Genomic DNA, 18,322 nt, shown 5'->3' with positions numbered 1-18,322 from the left:
TAAGATTGTTTATGAAATTTGAGAATGAGTGCTGGGATCACTTTAAAGGTGAGACCTGGAAAAGAGAGATCAATGTAAGAGATTTTATCCAGAGTAACTATACGCCTTATGAAGGGGATGATTCCTTTTTAGTCGCTTCTTCCGAGAAGACCCGTAGGGTCTGGAACAAGCTGACCGAGATGTTTAAGGTCGAGAGGGAAAAGGGAGTTTATGACGCCGAGACAAAATTACCTCAAGGGATCGATGTATATGGCCCGGGCTATATTGATAAGGAGAATGAGGTGATCGTTGGGTTACAAACCGATGCTCCGCTGAAACGTGGTATCTTCCCGAAGGGCGGTATCCGTATGGTTGAGAATAGCTTGGAAGCTTATGGTTATCATTTGGACCCGATGACGAAAGAGATCTTCACGAAGTACCGTAAAACTCATAACGAAGGCGTTTTCTCCGCATATACGGAAGAGATGATTGCCGCACGTCGTTCGGCTATTATCACCGGTCTGCCCGACGCGTATGGTAGAGGACGTATTATTGGTGACTATCGTCGTGTCGCTTTATATGGTACGGCAATCTTGATCGAGGAGAAAAAGCGTTTCTTGAATCGTTTGGATATCCAAGAGATCACGGAAGAGATCATCCAGAGCCGTGAGGAGATTTCCGAACAGATCAAGGCTTTGAAAGCGTTCGAGAAAATGTGCGCTAGCTATGGCTTTGATGTGACTCGTCCGGCACAAAACGCTCGTGAGGCAGTTCAGTTTGTGTACTTAGCTTATCTGGCGGCGGTAAAAGACCAAGATGGCGCGGCGATGTCTATCGGACGTACTTCTACGTTTTTGGATATTTATATCGAGAAAGACATCCGTGAGGGTAAGTTGACCGAAGAGGAGGCGCAAGAATTGGTAGACCAGCTGATCATCAAGTTGCGTATCGTTCGTTTCTTACGTACGCCGGAATACAATGATTTGTTCTCCGGTGATCCGGTTTGGGTAACAGAGTCCTTGGGCGGCCAAGGAGTGGATGGCCGTTCTTTGGTAACAAGAACTTCCTATCGTTATCTCCATACATTATATAATCTAGGTCCGGCACCAGAACCCAATTTGACGGTTCTGTGGTTTAAGAACGCTCCCGAGAACTGGAAACGTTTCTGTGCCAAGGTCTCTATCGATACATCGGCTATCCAATATGAGAACGACGATTTGATGCGTCCGGATTATGGAGATGATTATGGTATCGCTTGTTGCGTTTCTCCTATGAAGATCGGTAAGCAGATGCAGTTCTTCGGAGCCCGTGCGAATTTGGCGAAATGTTTATTATATGCGATCAACGGAGGACGGGATGAGCGCAGCGGCGTACAGGTAGCCCCGATGTTCGAGCCGGTTCGCGGCGAGTATCTGGAATACGATGAGGTGATGGCTAAGTATGAGCAAATGATGCGCTGGTTGGCGAAAGTGTATGTGAACGCCTTGAAGATAATCCATTATATGCATGATAAATACGCATATGAGGCATTCGAGATGTCGCTTCACGATGGAGATGTAGAGCGTATCCGTGCGACAGGTATCGCCGGTCTTTCTATCGTTGCCGATTCGTTGGCTGCTATCCGTGATACGAAAGTACGTGTGATCCGTGACGAGCGTGGCTTGGCGGTTGATTTCGAACGTGAGGGCGAATATGTTCCTTTCGGTAATAACGACGATCGTACGGATAGTATCGCTGTAGAGATCACCGAGAAGTTCATGGAATATTTGCGTCAGCACGAGACCTATCGCCATGCGAAACCTACGCAGTCCATCCTTACGATCACCTCTAATGTGGTATATGGTAAGAAGACTGGTACGACACCGGATGGCCGTATCGGTGGAACTCCTTTCGCTCCGGGCGCGAACCCTATGAACGGTCGTGATACGAAAGGTGCTATCGCTGCGCTAGCTTCGGTAGCGAAGCTTCCATTCCAGCATGCGCACGACGGTATCTCTTATACTTTCGCTGTTTCTCCGGCTACGTTGGGAAAGGAGCGTGAAGTGCAGATCAATAATCTGGTTAGCTTATTGGATGGCTATTTTACTCCGGATGGAGGTCAGCATCTGAATGTTAACGTATTTGATAAGGATTTGTTGATCGACGCTATGGAACATCCTGAGAAATATCCGCAACTTACGATCCGTGTATCCGGATATGCGGTAAACTTCGTGAAACTGACTCGTGAACAACAGTTGGATGTTATTTCAAGAACCATTAACCATTCACTGTAAGTGATAAAAGGTAAGATACATTCATTAGAGAGTTTCGGGACCGTAGATGGTCCCGGAATTCGCTTTGTCGTTTTTATGCAGGGCTGCCCGTTGCGTTGCCTGTATTGCCATAACCCGGATACTTGGAACCCGAAAGGGAAGGTGAAATATCAGATGACTCCCGGCGAGCTATTGACGGAAGTCTTACGGTATAAGAGTTTTATCGCCCGTGGGGGGGTGACTGTTACCGGTGGGGAACCTTTATTGCAACCTGAGTTTCTGAAAGAGTTTTTCCGTTTGTGCCAAGAGCAAGGTCTTCACACAGCTTTGGACACATCTGGTTTCGTATGTACCTCAAAAGCTTGGGAAGTCTTGGATTATGCGGACTTAGTGTTATTGGACATCAAAACCTTAAACCCGGATTTACATCCGTTACTGGCGGGTGTCAAGCAGGATAATACGCTTCTGTTCTTGGATGAATTGGAGAGACGTGGCATAGATACTTGGATTCGCCATGTTATTGTCCCCGGATATACGGATAATGACGAGTGGCTGGAGGCGTTAGCTCGGTATGTCAGTTCATATAAAGTGGTTCGCAAAGTGGAATTATTGCCTTATCATACGATGGGAACCTATAAATATGAGCAATTAGGTCTCGATTATCCGTTAAAGGGGGTGGAACCCTTATCAAAAGAACGTTTAGATAATGCGAAAGCGATATTCTCTCGCTACAAACCAGAAAATAACAAGGCCTGATCTCTCGATCAAGCCTTGCGATTATGCAACAGCTAATCAGGGAAAACAATCTAATCCGATTAGCTTTTAAACGATAGTAATAATTTTTTGCCTAGACTAACCTTGACTATTTAATATGTGTTTGTTTTGTTATATGCAACAAATATCTATTTTTGTAAGGAGATAAAAAATGATATAGATCAGAAAATGATGAATAGTATGAAGACACCACAAGAAATAGCCGAAATGATATCCAAACGTTTTTATCCATTACCCGATGCGGATTTGGATTCTCTGGCCTCGATCATAGAATCAAGTAAGGCTGCGAAAGGAGAATTATTGTTGGATAACGGACAAATATCTAAATATTTATATTATGTGGAATCGGGATTATTACGCCAGTTTTACTATAAGAATAAACGTGATATTACCGAGCATTTCTCCTGTGAGGGAAATATCGTTATTTGTATAGCCAGCACATTCCAAAGAGAACCGACGCGTTTATTAATCGAGGCATTGGAACCGACGGTTTATCACCGGATCTCTTTTTCGGAATTTAGCGATTTATTGAAAACATCTTTAGCTATTAATAGATTGTACCAGAAAATACTGGAGTGGGCTTTGATGCTTTCGCAAGAGAAAGCGGACTCTTGGCGTTTTGAGTCGGCAAGAAAACGTTATCTGCGTTTTCAACAGGAATATCCGGAAGCAGCGAAACGTGCTTCTGTCAATCATATCGCCTCGTATTTATTGATGACACCCGAATCTTTGAGCCGGGTGCGGGCGGGAGTGTTGTAGTCTCTACCTACATTCAGGTATTATTGAGGTGAAAATAGCAATTTGTGGTGATTTCACGGTTCAAGTAATCCATCTATATTTGCGTCAGTTTAAAAAACGTAGAAGCAATGAAAATAGAAAAGATTACAGGACGTGAGATCCTAGATTCAAGAGGTAACCCGACAGTAGAGGTTGATATTTTACTAGAGTCCGGCGTTATGGGCCGTGCGTCTGTGCCTTCCGGTGCGTCCACCGGCGAGAACGAGGCTTTGGAGTTGCGTGATGGCGATAAGAAGCGTTATGGTGGTAAAGGCGTATTGAAAGCGGTTGAGAATATCAATACGATTATCGCTCCGGCATTGAAGGGGATGTCTGCCTTGGATCAGATAGGTATCGATCATGCGATGTTGGCTTTGGACGGTACGAAAACTAAATCGAAACTAGGTGCGAACGCTATCCTTGGCGTTTCTTTAGCTGTAGCGAAAGCTGCCGCAAATTATTTGGATATTCCTTTATATAGATATATTGGTGGAACGAATACCTACGTGATGCCTGTTCCGATGATGAATATAATCAATGGCGGTTCGCATAGCGACGCTCCGATCGCTTTCCAAGAGTTTATGATTCGTCCGGTAGGTGCCGCTTCTTTCAAGGAAGGCTTACGTATGGGCGCTGAGGTATTCCATGCGTTGAAAAAGGTATTGCACGATCGTGGGTTAAGTACCGCTGTTGGTGATGAGGGTGGTTTCGCCCCGAATTTGGAAGGTACGGAAGATGCCTTGAACTCAATTATCGCCGCTATCAAGGCGGCTGGTTATGAACCGGGCAAGGATGTGATGATCGGTATGGATTGCGCTTCTTCTGAGTTTTATAAGGATGGAATCTACGATTACACGAAGTTTGAAGGAGAAAAAGGAGTGAAACGTACTTCCGACGAACAAGTGGATTATCTGGAAAAGCTGATCAACGAATACCCGATCGATTCCATTGAGGATGGTATGAGTGAGAATGATTGGGCTGGTTGGAAGAAACTGACAGATCGTATTGGTAACCATTGCCAATTAGTCGGAGATGATTTGTTCGTGACAAATGTAGAGTTCCTTTCAAGGGGTATTAAAGAAGGTTGCGGTAACTCAATCTTGATCAAGGTAAATCAGATCGGTTCCTTGACGGAGACACTGAACGCTATCGAGATGGCTCACCGTCATGGATACACGACCGTTACTTCACACCGTTCCGGTGAGACGGAAGACGCTACGATCGCCGATATCGCTGTCGCTACCAATAGCGGACAGATCAAGACGGGATCATTAAGTCGTTCGGACCGTATGGCTAAATATAACCAGCTGCTTCGTATCGAGGAGGAATTGGGAGACCGTGCCGTATACGGATACAAAAGAATCAATTAAGTATATAAAGTAAATTATAATCGCTAATTATGTAGTAATCCAAAACCCAAGATATTGAAGGGCTTATCCGTGAGGATAGGCCCTTTTTATTGATTGATAAAGTATTATCTATAACCTCATAAAATATATCGATTAGAAAAATTGTTTTAATGAATAAATATGTTATATTTTTGTATCGGAAATAAAAACAAATAGTATTCATTTAAAAATAGGAACAAGTATGGAACCGATTATTAATTCTCAACTTCCGGAGTTTAAAGTACAAGCTTTTCAAAATGGTAATTTCAAGACTGTAACCAACGAGGACGTCTTGGGTAAGTGGGCTATCTTTTTCTTCTACCCGGCCGATTTTACATTTGTTTGTCCAACAGAGTTGGTCGATATGGCTGAGAAGTATGAGCAGTTTAAATCAATGGGAGTAGAAATTTACTCTGTAAGTACAGACTCTCATTTTGTACATAAAGCTTGGCATGACGCTTCCGAGACTATCCGTAAGATCCAATATCCGATGTTGGCGGATCCCACTGGAGCACTGAGTCGTGCGTTTGGTGTGATGATTGAGGAAGAGGGTATGGCATACCGTGGCACTTTCTTGGTAAATCCGGAAGGAAAGATCAAAGTGGCCGAGATTCATGATAACAATATCGGTCGTGACGCTTCCGAGTTACTTCGTAAAGTTGAAGCCGCTCAGTTTGTCGCTTCACATGATGGTGAGGTTTGTCCCGCTAAATGGAAGAAAGGGGAGGCTACCTTGAAACCTAGCATTGACTTGGTAGGGAAAATCTAAATAATTAAGAGTATAGATCGTGTTAGAATCAACATTAAAAGAACAATTGAAAGGTATATTCGCAGGGTTAAATGCGAATTATACCTTTGATATATCGATCTCTCCTGCGTATGAAAGTAGACAGGAATTGTTGGATTTATTAGGTGATGTTGCCTCTTGTTCGGATAAAATATCTATGCAAGTATCTGATGGGGAGGGATTGGAATTCATTTTGTTAAAGGATGGAGCGAAAACGGGGATTAAGTTTCGTGGAGTACCTAATGGACACGAGTTTACTTCCTTACTGTTGGCGATCTTGAATTCAGATGGGAAAGGCAAGAATTTTCCGGACGAGAGCATTTGTAATCGTGTTAAAGCCTTGAATGGCCCGATACATCTGACGACCTATGTCTCTTTGACTTGTACGAATTGCCCGGATGTGGTACAGGCATTAAACGCTATGACGACTTTAAATCCTCAGATCCATCATGAGATGGTAGATGGGGCTATCAATCAAGCGGAAGTTGATGCCTTGAAGATACAAGGCGTCCCCTCTGTCTTTGCGGATGGAAAACTGATCCATGTAGGACGTGGGGAATTCGGAGAATTGTTATCGAAGCTGGAAGCTCAGTATGGAATCAATGAGAGCCTAACGGAGAAGACGGTAAAACGATATGACGTGGTTGTGGTCGGTGGGGGTCCGGCTGGTGCTTCTGCCGCTATTTATTCCGCACGAAAGGGGCTGAGTGTCGCTGTCGTGGCGGAGCGTATCGGCGGGCAGGTGAAGGAGACGGTAGGAATTGAGAATCTGATTTCAGTTCCGGAGACAACAGGTACCCAGTTGGCTGACAATCTGCGCTTGCATATGCGGCAATATCCGATTGACCTGCTGGAGCATCGTCGTATAGAGAAGGTAACGATAGAAGGAAACGAGAAGGTTTTATCTACGGCTGGAGGTGAGATATTCAAGGCTCCGGCGGTTATTGTCGCTACGGGCGCTAGCTGGCGTAAATTGAATGTACCGGGTGAGGCAGAGTATATAGGGCGTGGAGTGGCTTTTTGTCCTCATTGCGACGGTCCGTTTTATAAGGGAAAACATGTTGCCGTGGTTGGCGGTGGAAATTCCGGTATCGAGGCGGCTATTGATTTGGCGGGGATCTGTTCGAAAGTAACCGTTTTGGAGTTTATGGATGAGTTAAAAGCGGATCAAGTCTTGCAAGAGAAAGCGAAGAGTTTGCCGAATGTCGAGATCTTTGTTAGTTCACAAACAACCGAGGTGGTTGGAAATGGCGACAAGGTAACCGGTATCCGTACAAAGGATCGTAAGACAGGGGAAGAGCGTGTTATTCATTTAGACGGTATTTTTGTTCAAATCGGCTTAGCCGCTAATAGTGGTGTCTTTAAGGAGATTGTCGAAACAAATCGTCCCGGTGAGATCGTGATTGACGCACATTGCCGGACGAATGTCCCGGGTATTTATGCAGCGGGCGACGTTTCCACCGTACCCTTTAAGCAAATCATTATTTCTATGGGAGAAGGAGCCAAAGCGGCCCTTTCGGCCTTTGAAGATCGGGTACGTGGCGTACTTGATTGAGGAAAGTACCTACAAATAGGTAATTTTTGAACAGCGTATCTTTTTTATCGGTTATATTACTATATTTGCGATCGAGAGAAAAGAGATGGATAGATTAAGAAAATATCTGAGGATATTACTCCCTGCGCTGTTCATAGCCTATTTGGGATGTATTATTGCGTTTACTCACGTTCATATTGTCAACGGGGTAACGATCGTCCATTCTCACCCGTATCATAAAACGGACGATGGTCGTCCGGACCATGAACATGGCTACGCCGAGTTTCAGTTGCTTCATCAGTTATCTGTCTTGCAGATAACAGGTGCGGCTTTCGTCGCTATTCTGCTGGCGGCTTTTTATTCCTTTATCCGTAACTTATCTTTCGCTCCGGTCTATCCGGACTATATCGTTCCCTTCCGGGGAAGACGTACGCTTCGGGCTCCTCCCATATTCTGATATTGTGAGATTAATAACATTGTATTACTTATCAGAATAAATTAAAATGAATAAATTTTTCATCTTTATACTATGCCTGTGCTGTGCCCTAACGGTAGCTCAGGCCACGGGAGAGGACCGTCTAAACGACTCAGACGCAAATGTTTTCGGACATGTATTGGATAAGAAAACAGGGGAACATCTTCCCTTTATCAACGTATTGTTAAAAGGTACCACGATCGGTACGACCACCGATAACTCGGGACATTATTTCCTGAAGAATCTGCCGGAAGGTAAATTTACGCTAGAATATAAAGCGCTCGGGTATAAGACTATCTCTAAAGAAGTGACCCTAAAGAAAGGAAAAACCTTAGAGATTAATGTAGAACTGGAAGAAGACCAGATCGCCTTGGATGGCGTGGTGGTATCTGCGAATCGTGCGGAAACTTCCCGCCGGTTGGCTCCCACATTAGTGAATGTATTGGATGCGAAGGTTTTTACTACGACCAATGCGGTGAATTTGGCACAGGGACTAAATTTCCAACCGGGTGTACGGGTAGAGACGAATTGCCAGAATTGCGGTTTCCAGCAAGTCCGGATCAATGGATTAGACGGACCTTATACCCAAATACTGATTGATTCACGTCCCATATTCAGCGCTTTATCCGGCGTATATGGGCTTGAGCAAATACCGGCGAATATGATCGAGCGGGTAGAGGTGATGCGAGGAGGGGGATCGGCACTGTTCGGCTCGTCCGCTATCGCCGGGACAATTAATATCATCACGAAGGAGCCCTTGAGAAATTCCGGGGAATTGTCGCATACGTTAACCTCGATCGGTGGGACATCCGCTTTCGATAATAATACGACCCTAAATGCCTCTTTGGTATCGGAAAATGGGAAAGCGGGCTTATATCTTTTTGGCCAGAACCGTCATCGTTCCGGTTTTGATCAGGATGGAGATGGTTTTACGGAGTTGCCTAAATTGAAGAATCAAACGGTTGGTTTCCGTTCGTACCTGAAAACGAGTACTTATAGTAAATTGACATTCGAGTATCATCATATGAATGAATACCGCAGGGGAGGAAATCTGTTGGATCGTCCACCTCATGAAGCGGATATCGCCGAACAGTTGGAGCATTCGATTGATGGAGGAGGTCTGAAATTCGATCTTTTCTCCAAGGATTACAAACATAAATGGAGTGTTTTCACTTCTGCCCAGAATACAGACCGGGATAGTTATTACGGGACGAATCAAGATCCGAACGCTTACGGCAAGACTACGGACCTGACGGTTATGGCCGGTACGCAATATGCTTATAGTTTTGATAAATTCTTATTTATGCCATCGGATTTGACTGCCGGTTTGGAGTATAGTTTCGATCATTTGAAAGACGAGATGATCGGGTATAATCGCTTTACGAATCAGAAGGTGCATATCGAGAGCGCATTTTTGCAGAATGAGTGGAAAAATAAGCGATGGAGCTTCTTGATTGGCGGTCGTTTGGATAAACATAATATGATGGATCATATAATATTCAGCCCTCGTGCGAATATCCGTTTTAACCCGACGGAAGATATCAATATCCGGGCTAGTTATTCCAGTGGTTTCCGTGCCCCGCAAGCGTTCGATGAGGATATGCATATCTCGGCGGTCGGCGGAGAGGTCGCTATGATCCAACGTGCGAAAGATTTATCCGAGGAGAAATCGCGGAGCTTGAGTGCTTCGGTCGATTTTTACCATCGTTTTAAGAATGGTATCCAGTTGAACTTCTTGGTGGAAGGTTTTTACACCAGCTTAAGTGATGTGTTTGTCTTGGAAGATATCGGGAAAGATGAGCAAGGCAATCTGATTAAGGAACGTCGTAACGGTTCCGGGGCGAAAGTGATGGGATTAACCTTGGAAGGGAAGTCGGTGCTAACTTCATGGCTATCTTTGCAAGCGGGCGCTACTTTCCAGCGAAGCCGTTATAAAGAGGCCGAGAAATGGAGCGATGACGAGAATGTACCAGCCGAGACAAGGATGTTCCGTACGCCGGATACCTATGGTTATTTTACGGCTACCCTTACGCCTATCAAACGTTTCACGGCTTCCCTGTCGGGAACTTATACGGGAAGTATGTTGGTGCAGCACTTGGCGGGATATATACCTTTGGATAAGGCGGTGGAGACTCCGGATTTCTTTGATATGAATATCAAGCTTGCGTATGAGTTCCCGCTTTACAAAGAGCTGAAACTAGAAGTAAATGGAGGCGTGCAGAATCTGTTCAACGCTTACCAATCCGACTTTGATCAAGGTAAGAACCGGGATTCCTCCTATATCTATGGCCCGGCTAGCCCGAGAAGTTATTTTGCCGGTGTAAAGATGAGCTTTTAATCATGTAATGCCCTTTGAAAAAACATGTACGTGTTTCGTGAAAAACACGTACGTGTTTCCGAAAAAAGACGTACGTGTTTTTTTGAAGGCAAAATAAACAAAAAGACAGTGTTCCCAAGCGTATGATCGCCCTGCGGAAACACTGCCTTTTTTATGGGATAAATCGGGATGTTTTATTTAACGAACGGAGCGGCTTGCAAATAGGCGGCGCTCTTCTCTACACCCTCGAACTGAGTACGGCCTTTCTTGTCGCCTTCCAGTTCCACGTAGTAGCCGAGGATACCGATCTCGTACGCTTTTTTGAATATATTCGGGAAATTCATCATACCGGAATCACCGATGATCCAACGATCCTTGATGTGCAATAACTTAAAACGATTCGGATAATTCTCCATCCATTCCACGGGATCTTGCTGCCCCATAACGGCCCAATATACATCCAACTCGAACATAACCTTATCCGGATCGGTATTTTTTAGGAATAACTCCTCGATATAAGTACCTTTAGGAGGTGCCCACGGATTCGGGTTCTGTTCCGGTTTCTCGCCGGCTTTCAATACCCGTTTGAACTCATTGCTATGATTATGGTAACCCCATAGGATTCCGGCTTTCTTCGTGATCTCTCCGGCACGGTTGAAGATCTCCGATACTACTTTGGCGTCATCCTCGTTTTCGATACGGGGTAAACTCGGTTGTACCATACAACTAACACCTAGCTCGGCATGGATATCGGTTGCCTTTTTCCAGAACTCGTCGAATTTGGGCATATTCTCTTTCGTGTACTCACGAAGAGAAGGGGTCAGGTGTGAGCTACTGATTCTCAAACCGGCATCATCCACCATTTTCTTATAATCCTTGGAGGCGATGAATGTCGTATTTTTAGGATTATAATCACCGAATTTACCAGTGTCTTCCCTATATCCGAAAATCTCCAGATCGGTATATCCCGCTTTTGCCAATCGGTTCAATCCGTTAGGCATATCTTGCAGTAACTCCTGTCCGAGCGAATAGGTTTGCAATCCCATCTTTTTCCCGGCGGTTGCCGAGGATATCGCATCCGTGGCGGGTATGGATCTGGTGGGATTTGAAGCCATTACTTTTTGGCTGGCTATGCCCCCTAAAGTAAGTAATGAAATGTTTCTCAAAAATGTTCTTCTGTCTGTCATGGTGATAAAGAATTAAAATTAAACATCTGTTTCTCGCAAATATAGTTAACCTTTTTGAAGTTTATTAAGAAAATGTCTCTCAAAAACTTGCGATTGGGTTTAAATAGATTTAAAATTTGACATAACTCAATTTTACGAACTTACTCCATACATCCAATTACCTGAATAAGGGGATTGTTTGGTATACCTCCGTGGATTTTTAATGTGATTTTACCCATTCTTAGGTATTGTGGGGCTGTAGTCTCTGATCGTAACTTTGCAACGTTTTAAATAACATAATTGATTAAATGATGATGAAGAAAATCAGAGGGCTTTTCCTCTCCTTTTTACTGTTGCTTATTTCCATCTCGGCTTTTTCTCAACATAAAACAATGATATCGGGTAAAGTCCTGTCCACGGAAAAAACAACCGTGGATTTCGCTACCGTTTATCTAAAAGGTACGAATTACGGCGGGACTACGAATGAGGAAGGTATCTATCATCTTCAAGCTCCCGCGGGAGAATATACATTAGTAGTATCGGCTATCGGATATAAGACGGTAGAGAAACCCGTGAAACTGATGCGTGGGGAACGGACGAAGATGAATGTGGTAATCAGCCCTCAAGCTACGGAGTTGGATGAGGTGGTTGTCGTTTCTAATGGCGTGACCCGGCTCAAGCGTTCTGCGTTCAATGCCGTGGCCCTCGATACGAAAGCCTTGCAAAATTCAACCCAGAACTTGAGTGAAGCCTTGGCTCAAGCGCCCGGAATGAAGATCCGGGAGTCTGGCGGTGTCGGCTCGGATATGCAACTGATGATGGATGGATTTACCGGCAAGCATATCAAGATCTTTATCGATGGGGTTCCGCAAGAAGGTGTCGGCAGTTCTTTCGGACTGAATAACATTCCGGTGAATTATGCCGAGCGTATAGAGGTCTATAAGGGTGTGGTACCGGTGGGTTTCGGAACAGACGCTATCGGAGGTGTTATCAATATCATCACCAAGAAGAACCGGAACAAATGGTTCTTGGATGCTTCTTATTCATACGGGTCTTTCAATACGCATAAATCTTATGTGAACTTCGGACAGACTTTCCGGAGCGGACTCACGTATGAGATCAACGTTTTCCAGAATTATTCGGATAATAATTACTATGTGGATACTCCGGTGAAGGACTTTACGACCGGAGCGATCAATAAGAAAAAGATCGAGCATGTGAAGCGTTTTCATGATACGTATCATAACGAGGCCGTTATCGGGAAAATCGGTTTCGTGGATAAGAAATGGGCGGATCGTTTGATGTTCGGGTTTACCTATTCACATATGTATAAAGATATACAGACGGGCGTACGCCAAGAAGTGGTGTTTGGCGGCAAATATCGGAAGGGATACTCGATCATGCCGTCGTTGGACTATCGCAAGCGTGATTTCTTCGTTAGGGGCTTGGATGTGGTATTGACGGCGAATTATAATAAGAACATGACGAACAATGTAGATACCTCTTCCTATGAATATAATTGGCGTGGCGAGATGCGTCCTCTCCGGATGCCCGGTGAGCAATCTTATCAGAACACCCGGTCGGATAATAATAACTGGAACGGAACCTTAACAGCTAACTACCGTATCGGTAAGGCGCATACGTTCACGTTCAATCACGTGATCAACGCGTTCCGGCGTTCGAATCAGTCTCTTTTGAACGAGGACTCGGAAGCGAACGCTATCCCGAAGGAAACCCGTAAAAATATCAGCGGTCTTTCGTATCGCTTGATGCCGACGGAACATTGGAACTTGTCTGTGTTCGGTAAATATTACAACCAGTTTATCGCGGGGCCTGTCGCTACTTCCTCGGCTCAAGATGACTATATACGTACGACCAATTCGGTAAGCGCGATGGGATATGGGGCCGCGGGAACTTACTTTATCTTGAAAAGCTTGCAAGCGAAATTGTCCTATGAGAAAGCCTATCGCCTGCCGACCAATGAGGAGATGTTTGGCGATGAGGACCTTGAGACCGGCGATATTTCCTTGAGACCGGAGAACAGCGATAACGTGAATCTGAATTTAAGCTACAACGAGACATTCGGTAAGCATTCCGTATATGTGGAAGGCGGATTGATCTACCGAAATACGAAAGATTATATCCAACGGAATATATCGGATTTGAGCGGCGGTAAATATGGCGCTACCTATGTGAATCATGGTCGTGTAGAGACCAAGGGTTACAATATCTCGGTTCGCTACGGTTTCGCTAACTGGGTAAGCGTAGGAGGAAACTTTACGCAGATGAATGTAAGGGATAACGTGAAGACGGTTACCAGCGGGACGAACCAAGAGAGCTTGACATATGGCGCACGTATGCCGAATCTTCCTTATCAGTTTGCCAACTCGGATGTGACCTTCTACTGGCGTAATTTGTGGAAGAAAGGCAATACGCTAAGTGTCACTTACGATAATTTATATATGCATAGTTTCCCGCTGTATTCGGAGGCAGTAGGCAGTGAATCCGAATTTGTGGTACCAACTCAATTCTCGCATAACCTGACACTCTCTTATGGTATACAGAACGGGCGTTACAATATCTCTTTCGAGTGCAGGAATCTCACGAACGAGAAATTATACGATAACTTCAGCTTGCAGAAGGCTGGCAGGGCTTTCTATGGTAAGGTGAGGGTTTATTTCGGTAATTAATTTAAAGTGTGACTATCTTTTATTTATCAATAATTAATTCAAAACATAATAGATTAAAACAACATGAAGAAGAATTATTTAATGACAGGTCTTGCCGCCGCGTTATTGGTTGGGGGGGTATTTACTTCTTGTAGTGACGACGATCCTGTAAACCCGGATAACGGAGGCAACGGGAATGGAAATGGCGGAGGATCGACCTCGGAGGCGGTTTCGAGCTATGTAGTTGCCGCTTCTGTCGGTGACGCGAATTACTTGTTGACAGCCGATACGCTGGGTGATGGCTCTATCTCCGCTAAAAACAACGGACTCACTACGGAAAGCGGTACGCAATGGATCTTCTATAAGGATAAATATTTGTATCGTTTGGTTTACAATCAAGGAAATGCCGGTGTTACTTCTTCATACGTACTGAATACGGAAGGCAAGGTTAAGGAGCGTGATAATACTTACGAGATCAAGCGGTTTACTTCTTATGGTATCTATGGCGACTATATCATTACATCTTCTACCGGTGATCTGGGTGAGGAATATGCGGACGAGAATGGTTATCTGCCTAAAGGTTTCTTGCTCTCTTATCTGGATGTGGCCAAAGAGACGTTTACGACAAACACGAATACGATCTTGTCGGAGAATTATTTGGGAAATGGCGAGTTTGTTACGTTAGCGGGTATTCTCCAAGCGAACGGCCGGATCTATTCCGCGGCTATCCCGATGGGATTGAGTAAGTACGGCGTGAAAGCGGAGGGAGGTAAATATGTTAAATACCCGGAGCTGGTAAAGACTGAATCCGGAGGAAGCGGTAGTGGCGCTTACGAAAAAGGGGAATTGCAATGGACGCAATATCCGAACGAGGCTTGGGTCGCTATTTATGCGAACGAGAAATTCGAGAACCCGAAACTGATAAAGACGGATAAGATCAGTTATGCTTGCGGACGTAACCGTTCTCAATACTACCAGACCATTTGGACGGCAGACAACGGCGATGTGTATGTGTTCTCGCCCAGCTATGCCAAGACGATGACCGCGGAGGTACAGAAAACGACTTTGCCGGCCGGTGTAGTTCGTATTAAGGCTAACGCGGAGGGGTTTGATCCTGATTATTATTGTAATTTGGAGGCACAGACGGGTGGTAAGGCATTCTTGCGTTGTTGGCATATCACGGAAGATTATTTCTTGTTGTTGATGTATGATCGTCCGTTGACTGAATCCGGATTCGCCGCGAAAGAGTTGGCTATTTATAAAGGAGAGGATAAGAGTCTTACTTACGTGAAGGGGCTGCCTTCCACGGATGTTATTTCCGGATTTGGCAATACTCCGTTCTCGGAGGATGGTATCGCTTATATGGCGGTTACGACTACCGATGGAAGTCAACCTGCCGTGTATCGTATCGATCCGAAGACAGCTACCGCAACAAAAGGTCTTACCGTTGAGGCAGAGCAAATCAGTGGTGTAGGTAAATTGACTGCCGCTCAAGAGTAATAAGCAAGTATGAGTCGGACTCACATTCTTTTAATATTCCTCCTGCTCCCGCTAACCCTGCGGAGCCAGGAGGATATTTGTATAGGAAAGGAACTGGTTTTGTACTCTACCGTATTGCAAGAAGACCGGAGTTATTGGATACACCTGCCGGAGCATTATAATATGGATACGAAACAACGCTATCCGGTTGTTTACCTGCTAGATGGAGATTCTTTCTTTCATTCGCTGGTAGGCATAAGGAAAACGTTGGCATCCGGTAGAGGTAAATATCTACCTCCCTGTATTATTGTCGGGGTATTAAATACGGATCGGACACGTGATTTTACGCCTACCGCTTCAGCCGCCGGACGGGATGGTAAAATCTCCATAGATGCGATTCCGCAAGGAGGGGGAAGTGAGGCTTTCAGTAAGTTTCTTACGGAAGAACTTCGCCCTGCTATCGATAGTGCCTATCGCACGAACGGCTGGAATATGCTTATCGGTCATTCGTATGCGGGGCTTTTCACCTTGAATACGTTTCTTCGTCATACGGAATTATTTGATACCTATCTAGCGGTCGACCCTAGTTTGTGGTGGGATCAGGGGCGGTTGGTCCGGGAGGCGGAGGCTTTGGTTGCAGGCCGGGATTTTAAAGGGAAAAGCCTGTATATCGGTGTCGCGTCTAAAAAAAGGACGGACCGGGTGGACATTCATCTTGACAAAGTGAGTTATCTTCTTTCGGAGCTTTTACCGCAAGCGGAGAACCTGCGTTTCTTTAGTAAATCATTTCCCGACGAGAACCATGGAACGGTAGCGGTTCCGGGTATATATGACGGGATTAAACAATTATTCGGAAAATGAGAAAATTCTTTGCGAAAGTACATTTATGGCTATCGATACCTTTTGGCATTATTATTGCGATTGTCTGCCTGACCGGGGCGATTCTCGTCTTTGAGACAGAGATATTAGAATTAGGCTACCCTTCCCGTTATTTTGTAAAGAAAGTAAAAGGGGAACCTCTCTCGCCTGCCACCTTGATAGAATCGGCGCGCCAACAATTACCCGATTCGGTTCGAATAAACGGTATTCGGGTATCGTCTGACCCGAGACGAACCTATCAACTTGTATTACCGGGGAAAAAAGCCGCCGGTTTTATTGATCCCTATACCGGGGAGGTGACCGGGATGGATGACGGACAAGGTTTTTTCCTGAAAATGATGCGTCTTCATCGTTGGTTACTTGATGAGTATAAACGGGATGGAAGTTTTTCTTGGGGAAAATCAATAGTTGGCTATGCGACTTTGGTCTTGGCGATTATTATTATAAGTGGAATCGTAATTTGGTATCCCCGTAATAAAAAAGTATTGAGAAACCGGTTGAAAGTAAAGACCAAGGCTGGTTGGTTCCGTTTCTTCTATGATTTACATGTCTCCGGGGGATTCTATGCGGCATTGCTCCTGCTTATCTTAGCGTTAACCGGATTAACATGGTCGTTTGGTTGGTATCGAAATGCCTTTTATAGTGTCTTCGGTATTAGTGCAAACCCGCCTCAAGCGCATCATGCTCCAGCTTCTTCCGGCGCGAAGAAACCCGCGAAGAAAAAGACGGATTACACACAATGGGCTGAGGTGTTATCGGCATTGAAAAGCCATTATCCGGACTTTAACTCAATCACGATCCAAGATGGCTCCGCTACGGTTTCTACGGCCCGTTATGGAAATACAAGAGGAAGCGACCGTTACTCCTTTGATCCTGCTACGGGTGAGATTACGGAAGTCCAATTATATAAAGATCTCCCAAAATCGGGGAAGATAAGAGGATGGATTTATTCCGTACACGTCGGCTCGTGGGGGGGAATGACTACCCGTATATTGACTTGCTTAGTTTCCTTGTTGGGGACGATCTTCGCGATAACCGGCTATTATTTTTGGATAAAGAAACAATTCAGGAAACTGAGATGAAAAGAAAGAGGTATGTTTGACCCACATACCTCTTCATAAATCTAAACCAATCAAGTTGAATACGCAAACGTTGTAATATTAAGGTTAAACAGTTATGTATGTAAAAGTGTGCGTCTATTCAATTCCTTCTTTCCTTATAGATGCCAACCACTGGTCGATCCGCCCTTCTGTTTGATCGTCTTCATTCATTTCATCCAAAGGAAGTCCGACGAACATACCGTTTATGCAGGCGGTGGAACTGTCAAATGAATATCCCGAGGCATCTACAGCGCCAATGAATTTGCAACCTGTATTTCGCAGGTCGGAATAGATCGTACCGATGGCGTCACAGAAAGTGTCGCTAAAAGAGGCTGAGTCTCCGCAACCGAATAATGCGACGGTTTTCTCACTTAAGTCCAGCTTTTTCAGCTTCCCTAGATAACTATCCCAATCATCTTGCAAATCTCCGGCGCCCCAAGTAGAACAGCCCAATAACAAGATTTCATAAGGCGCTACATCAGCGGGAGAAGCGTTAGATACGTCATGAATATCTTTGTCTTCCACACCCAGCTTCTCTGCGATACGTTTCGCGATCCCTTCCGTCGTTCCTGTAGACGAGCCGTAGAATATTCCTATAGTCTTCATTCCTATTTGTTTTTATAGTTTAATAACGAAGACAAATATCCGATATCTTATTAGTCTCAGCAATACCTACAAATATGTATTTTGACGGTCGGGAATACCCATGAATGACCAGTGATGGTTGGGGGAAGAAAGCATTTTGT

At 44.8% G+C, this 18,322-nt stretch carries 14 protein-coding genes; 12 read left to right on the top strand and 2 right to left on the bottom strand.

The genetic code is table 11. The annotated features are described in order from the left end of the window. Nucleotides 1–11: 11 nt before the first annotated feature. The 8 genes from pflB (at nucleotide 12) to DW205_RS05080 (ending at nucleotide 10,304) form a co-directional block, all read left to right on the top strand. The gene (gene pflB / locus DW205_RS05115; RefSeq protein WP_005867395.1) at nucleotides 12–2,252 is read left to right on the top strand and encodes a formate C-acetyltransferase; all 2,241 of its coding nucleotides are present in this window, start codon (nucleotides 12–14) and stop codon (nucleotides 2,250–2,252) included. Beyond that, entirely contained in the window at nucleotides 2,253–2,987 is a 735-nt protein-coding gene (gene pflA / locus DW205_RS05110) for a pyruvate formate-lyase-activating protein (RefSeq protein ID WP_005867396.1), read from the top strand. Nucleotides 2,988–3,173: 186 nt separating this feature from the next. Further along, the gene (locus DW205_RS05105) at nucleotides 3,174–3,764 is read left to right on the top strand and encodes a Crp/Fnr family transcriptional regulator (protein ID WP_008777750.1); all 591 of its coding nucleotides are present in this window, start codon (nucleotides 3,174–3,176) and stop codon (nucleotides 3,762–3,764) included. Nucleotides 3,765–3,871: 107 nt separating this feature from the next. After that, complete coding sequence (eno, locus tag DW205_RS05100; protein WP_005867398.1) at nucleotides 3,872–5,152, top strand: phosphopyruvate hydratase; 1,281 nt, start codon at nucleotides 3,872–3,874, stop codon at nucleotides 5,150–5,152. 220 nt (nucleotides 5,153–5,372) lie between these two features. After that, the gene (ahpC, locus tag DW205_RS05095) at nucleotides 5,373–5,939 is read left to right on the top strand and encodes an alkyl hydroperoxide reductase subunit C (RefSeq protein ID WP_005867400.1); all 567 of its coding nucleotides are present in this window, start codon (nucleotides 5,373–5,375) and stop codon (nucleotides 5,937–5,939) included. A gap of 19 nt (nucleotides 5,940–5,958) precedes the next feature. Then, nucleotides 5,959–7,512 (top strand): alkyl hydroperoxide reductase subunit F, encoded by a 1,554-nt coding sequence (gene ahpF / locus DW205_RS05090; protein WP_005867401.1) that lies wholly within the window; start codon nucleotides 5,959–5,961, stop codon nucleotides 7,510–7,512. Nucleotides 7,513–7,597: 85 nt separating this feature from the next. After that, entirely contained in the window at nucleotides 7,598–7,948 is a 351-nt protein-coding gene (locus tag DW205_RS05085; RefSeq protein WP_005867403.1) for a hypothetical protein, read from the top strand. A gap of 46 nt (nucleotides 7,949–7,994) precedes the next feature. Continuing rightward, on the top strand, nucleotides 7,995–10,304 hold the full coding sequence (locus tag DW205_RS05080; protein WP_005867405.1) for a TonB-dependent receptor: 2,310 nt from the start codon (nucleotides 7,995–7,997) through the stop codon (nucleotides 10,302–10,304). A 173-nt stretch (nucleotides 10,305–10,477) separates the two neighbouring features. Here DW205_RS05080 and DW205_RS05075 read toward each other — a convergent pair whose 3' ends face one another. Next, nucleotides 10,478–11,470, bottom strand: coding sequence for a sugar phosphate isomerase/epimerase (locus DW205_RS05075; protein ID WP_005859698.1), 993 nt, complete (start codon nucleotides 11,468–11,470; stop codon nucleotides 10,478–10,480). Nucleotides 11,471–11,757: 287 nt separating this feature from the next. On the opposite strand from DW205_RS05075, the gene DW205_RS05070 reads away from it, so the two are divergent. The 4 genes from DW205_RS05070 to DW205_RS05055 all read left to right on the top strand — a co-directional run bounded on the left by DW205_RS05070 (nucleotide 11,758) and on the right by DW205_RS05055 (nucleotide 17,558). Next, nucleotides 11,758–14,139 carry a TonB-dependent receptor gene (locus tag DW205_RS05070; protein ID WP_008777751.1) on the top strand — a complete coding sequence of 794 codons (2,382 nt, stop codon included), beginning with the start codon at nucleotides 11,758–11,760 and terminating at the stop codon, nucleotides 14,137–14,139. Between the two features lie 63 nt (nucleotides 14,140–14,202). Continuing rightward, nucleotides 14,203–15,618 (top strand): DUF4374 domain-containing protein, encoded by a 1,416-nt coding sequence (locus DW205_RS05065; RefSeq protein ID WP_005867406.1) that lies wholly within the window; start codon nucleotides 14,203–14,205, stop codon nucleotides 15,616–15,618. 9 nt (nucleotides 15,619–15,627) lie between these two features. Then, the gene (locus DW205_RS05060) at nucleotides 15,628–16,458 is read left to right on the top strand and encodes an alpha/beta hydrolase (RefSeq protein ID WP_005867407.1); all 831 of its coding nucleotides are present in this window, start codon (nucleotides 15,628–15,630) and stop codon (nucleotides 16,456–16,458) included. Beyond that, nucleotides 16,455–17,558 (top strand): PepSY domain-containing protein, encoded by a 1,104-nt coding sequence (locus DW205_RS05055; RefSeq protein WP_005867408.1) that lies wholly within the window; start codon nucleotides 16,455–16,457, stop codon nucleotides 17,556–17,558. Before DW205_RS05060 ends, DW205_RS05055 begins: the two co-directional genes overlap by 4 nt. 114 nt (nucleotides 17,559–17,672) lie before the next feature. Here DW205_RS05055 and fldA read toward each other — a convergent pair whose 3' ends face one another. Then, a complete protein-coding gene (fldA, locus tag DW205_RS05050) occupies nucleotides 17,673–18,182 on the bottom strand; it encodes a flavodoxin FldA (protein ID WP_005859688.1) in 510 nt (169 codons plus the stop codon). Nucleotides 18,183–18,322 lie beyond the last annotated feature (140 nt).

It is taken from the genome of Parabacteroides sp. AM17-47 (assembly GCF_003434625.1).
GTDB classification, from domain to species: domain Bacteria; phylum Bacteroidota; class Bacteroidia; order Bacteroidales; family Tannerellaceae; genus Parabacteroides; species Parabacteroides distasonis.
The sequence above is the reverse complement of the archived record's forward strand: the minus strand, read 5'-3'. Positions and strand labels throughout refer to the sequence as shown.

Excerpts from the sequence above, each read along its gene's own strand:
- pflB (WP_005867395.1), top strand. The coding sequence starts at position 12 with ATGAAATTTGAGAATGAGTGCTGGGATCACTTTAAAGGTGAGACCTGG.
- DW205_RS05105 (WP_008777750.1), top strand. The coding sequence starts at position 3,174 with ATGATGAATAGTATGAAGACACCACAAGAAATAGCCGAAATGATATCC.
- eno (WP_005867398.1), top strand. The coding sequence starts at position 3,872 with ATGAAAATAGAAAAGATTACAGGACGTGAGATCCTAGATTCAAGAGGT.
- ahpC (WP_005867400.1), top strand. The coding sequence starts at position 5,373 with ATGGAACCGATTATTAATTCTCAACTTCCGGAGTTTAAAGTACAAGCT.
- DW205_RS05085 (WP_005867403.1), top strand. The coding sequence starts at position 7,598 with ATGGATAGATTAAGAAAATATCTGAGGATATTACTCCCTGCGCTGTTC.
- DW205_RS05080 (WP_005867405.1), top strand. The coding sequence starts at position 7,995 with ATGAATAAATTTTTCATCTTTATACTATGCCTGTGCTGTGCCCTAACG.
- DW205_RS05075 (WP_005859698.1), bottom strand. The coding sequence starts at position 11,470 with ATGACAGACAGAAGAACATTTTTGAGAAACATTTCATTACTTACTTTA.
- DW205_RS05070 (WP_008777751.1), top strand. The coding sequence starts at position 11,758 with ATGATGATGAAGAAAATCAGAGGGCTTTTCCTCTCCTTTTTACTGTTG.
- DW205_RS05065 (WP_005867406.1), top strand. The coding sequence starts at position 14,203 with ATGAAGAAGAATTATTTAATGACAGGTCTTGCCGCCGCGTTATTGGTT.
- DW205_RS05060 (WP_005867407.1), top strand. The coding sequence starts at position 15,628 with ATGAGTCGGACTCACATTCTTTTAATATTCCTCCTGCTCCCGCTAACC.
- DW205_RS05055 (WP_005867408.1), top strand. The coding sequence starts at position 16,455 with ATGAGAAAATTCTTTGCGAAAGTACATTTATGGCTATCGATACCTTTT.
- fldA (WP_005859688.1), bottom strand. The coding sequence starts at position 18,182 with ATGAAGACTATAGGAATATTCTACGGCTCGTCTACAGGAACGACGGAA.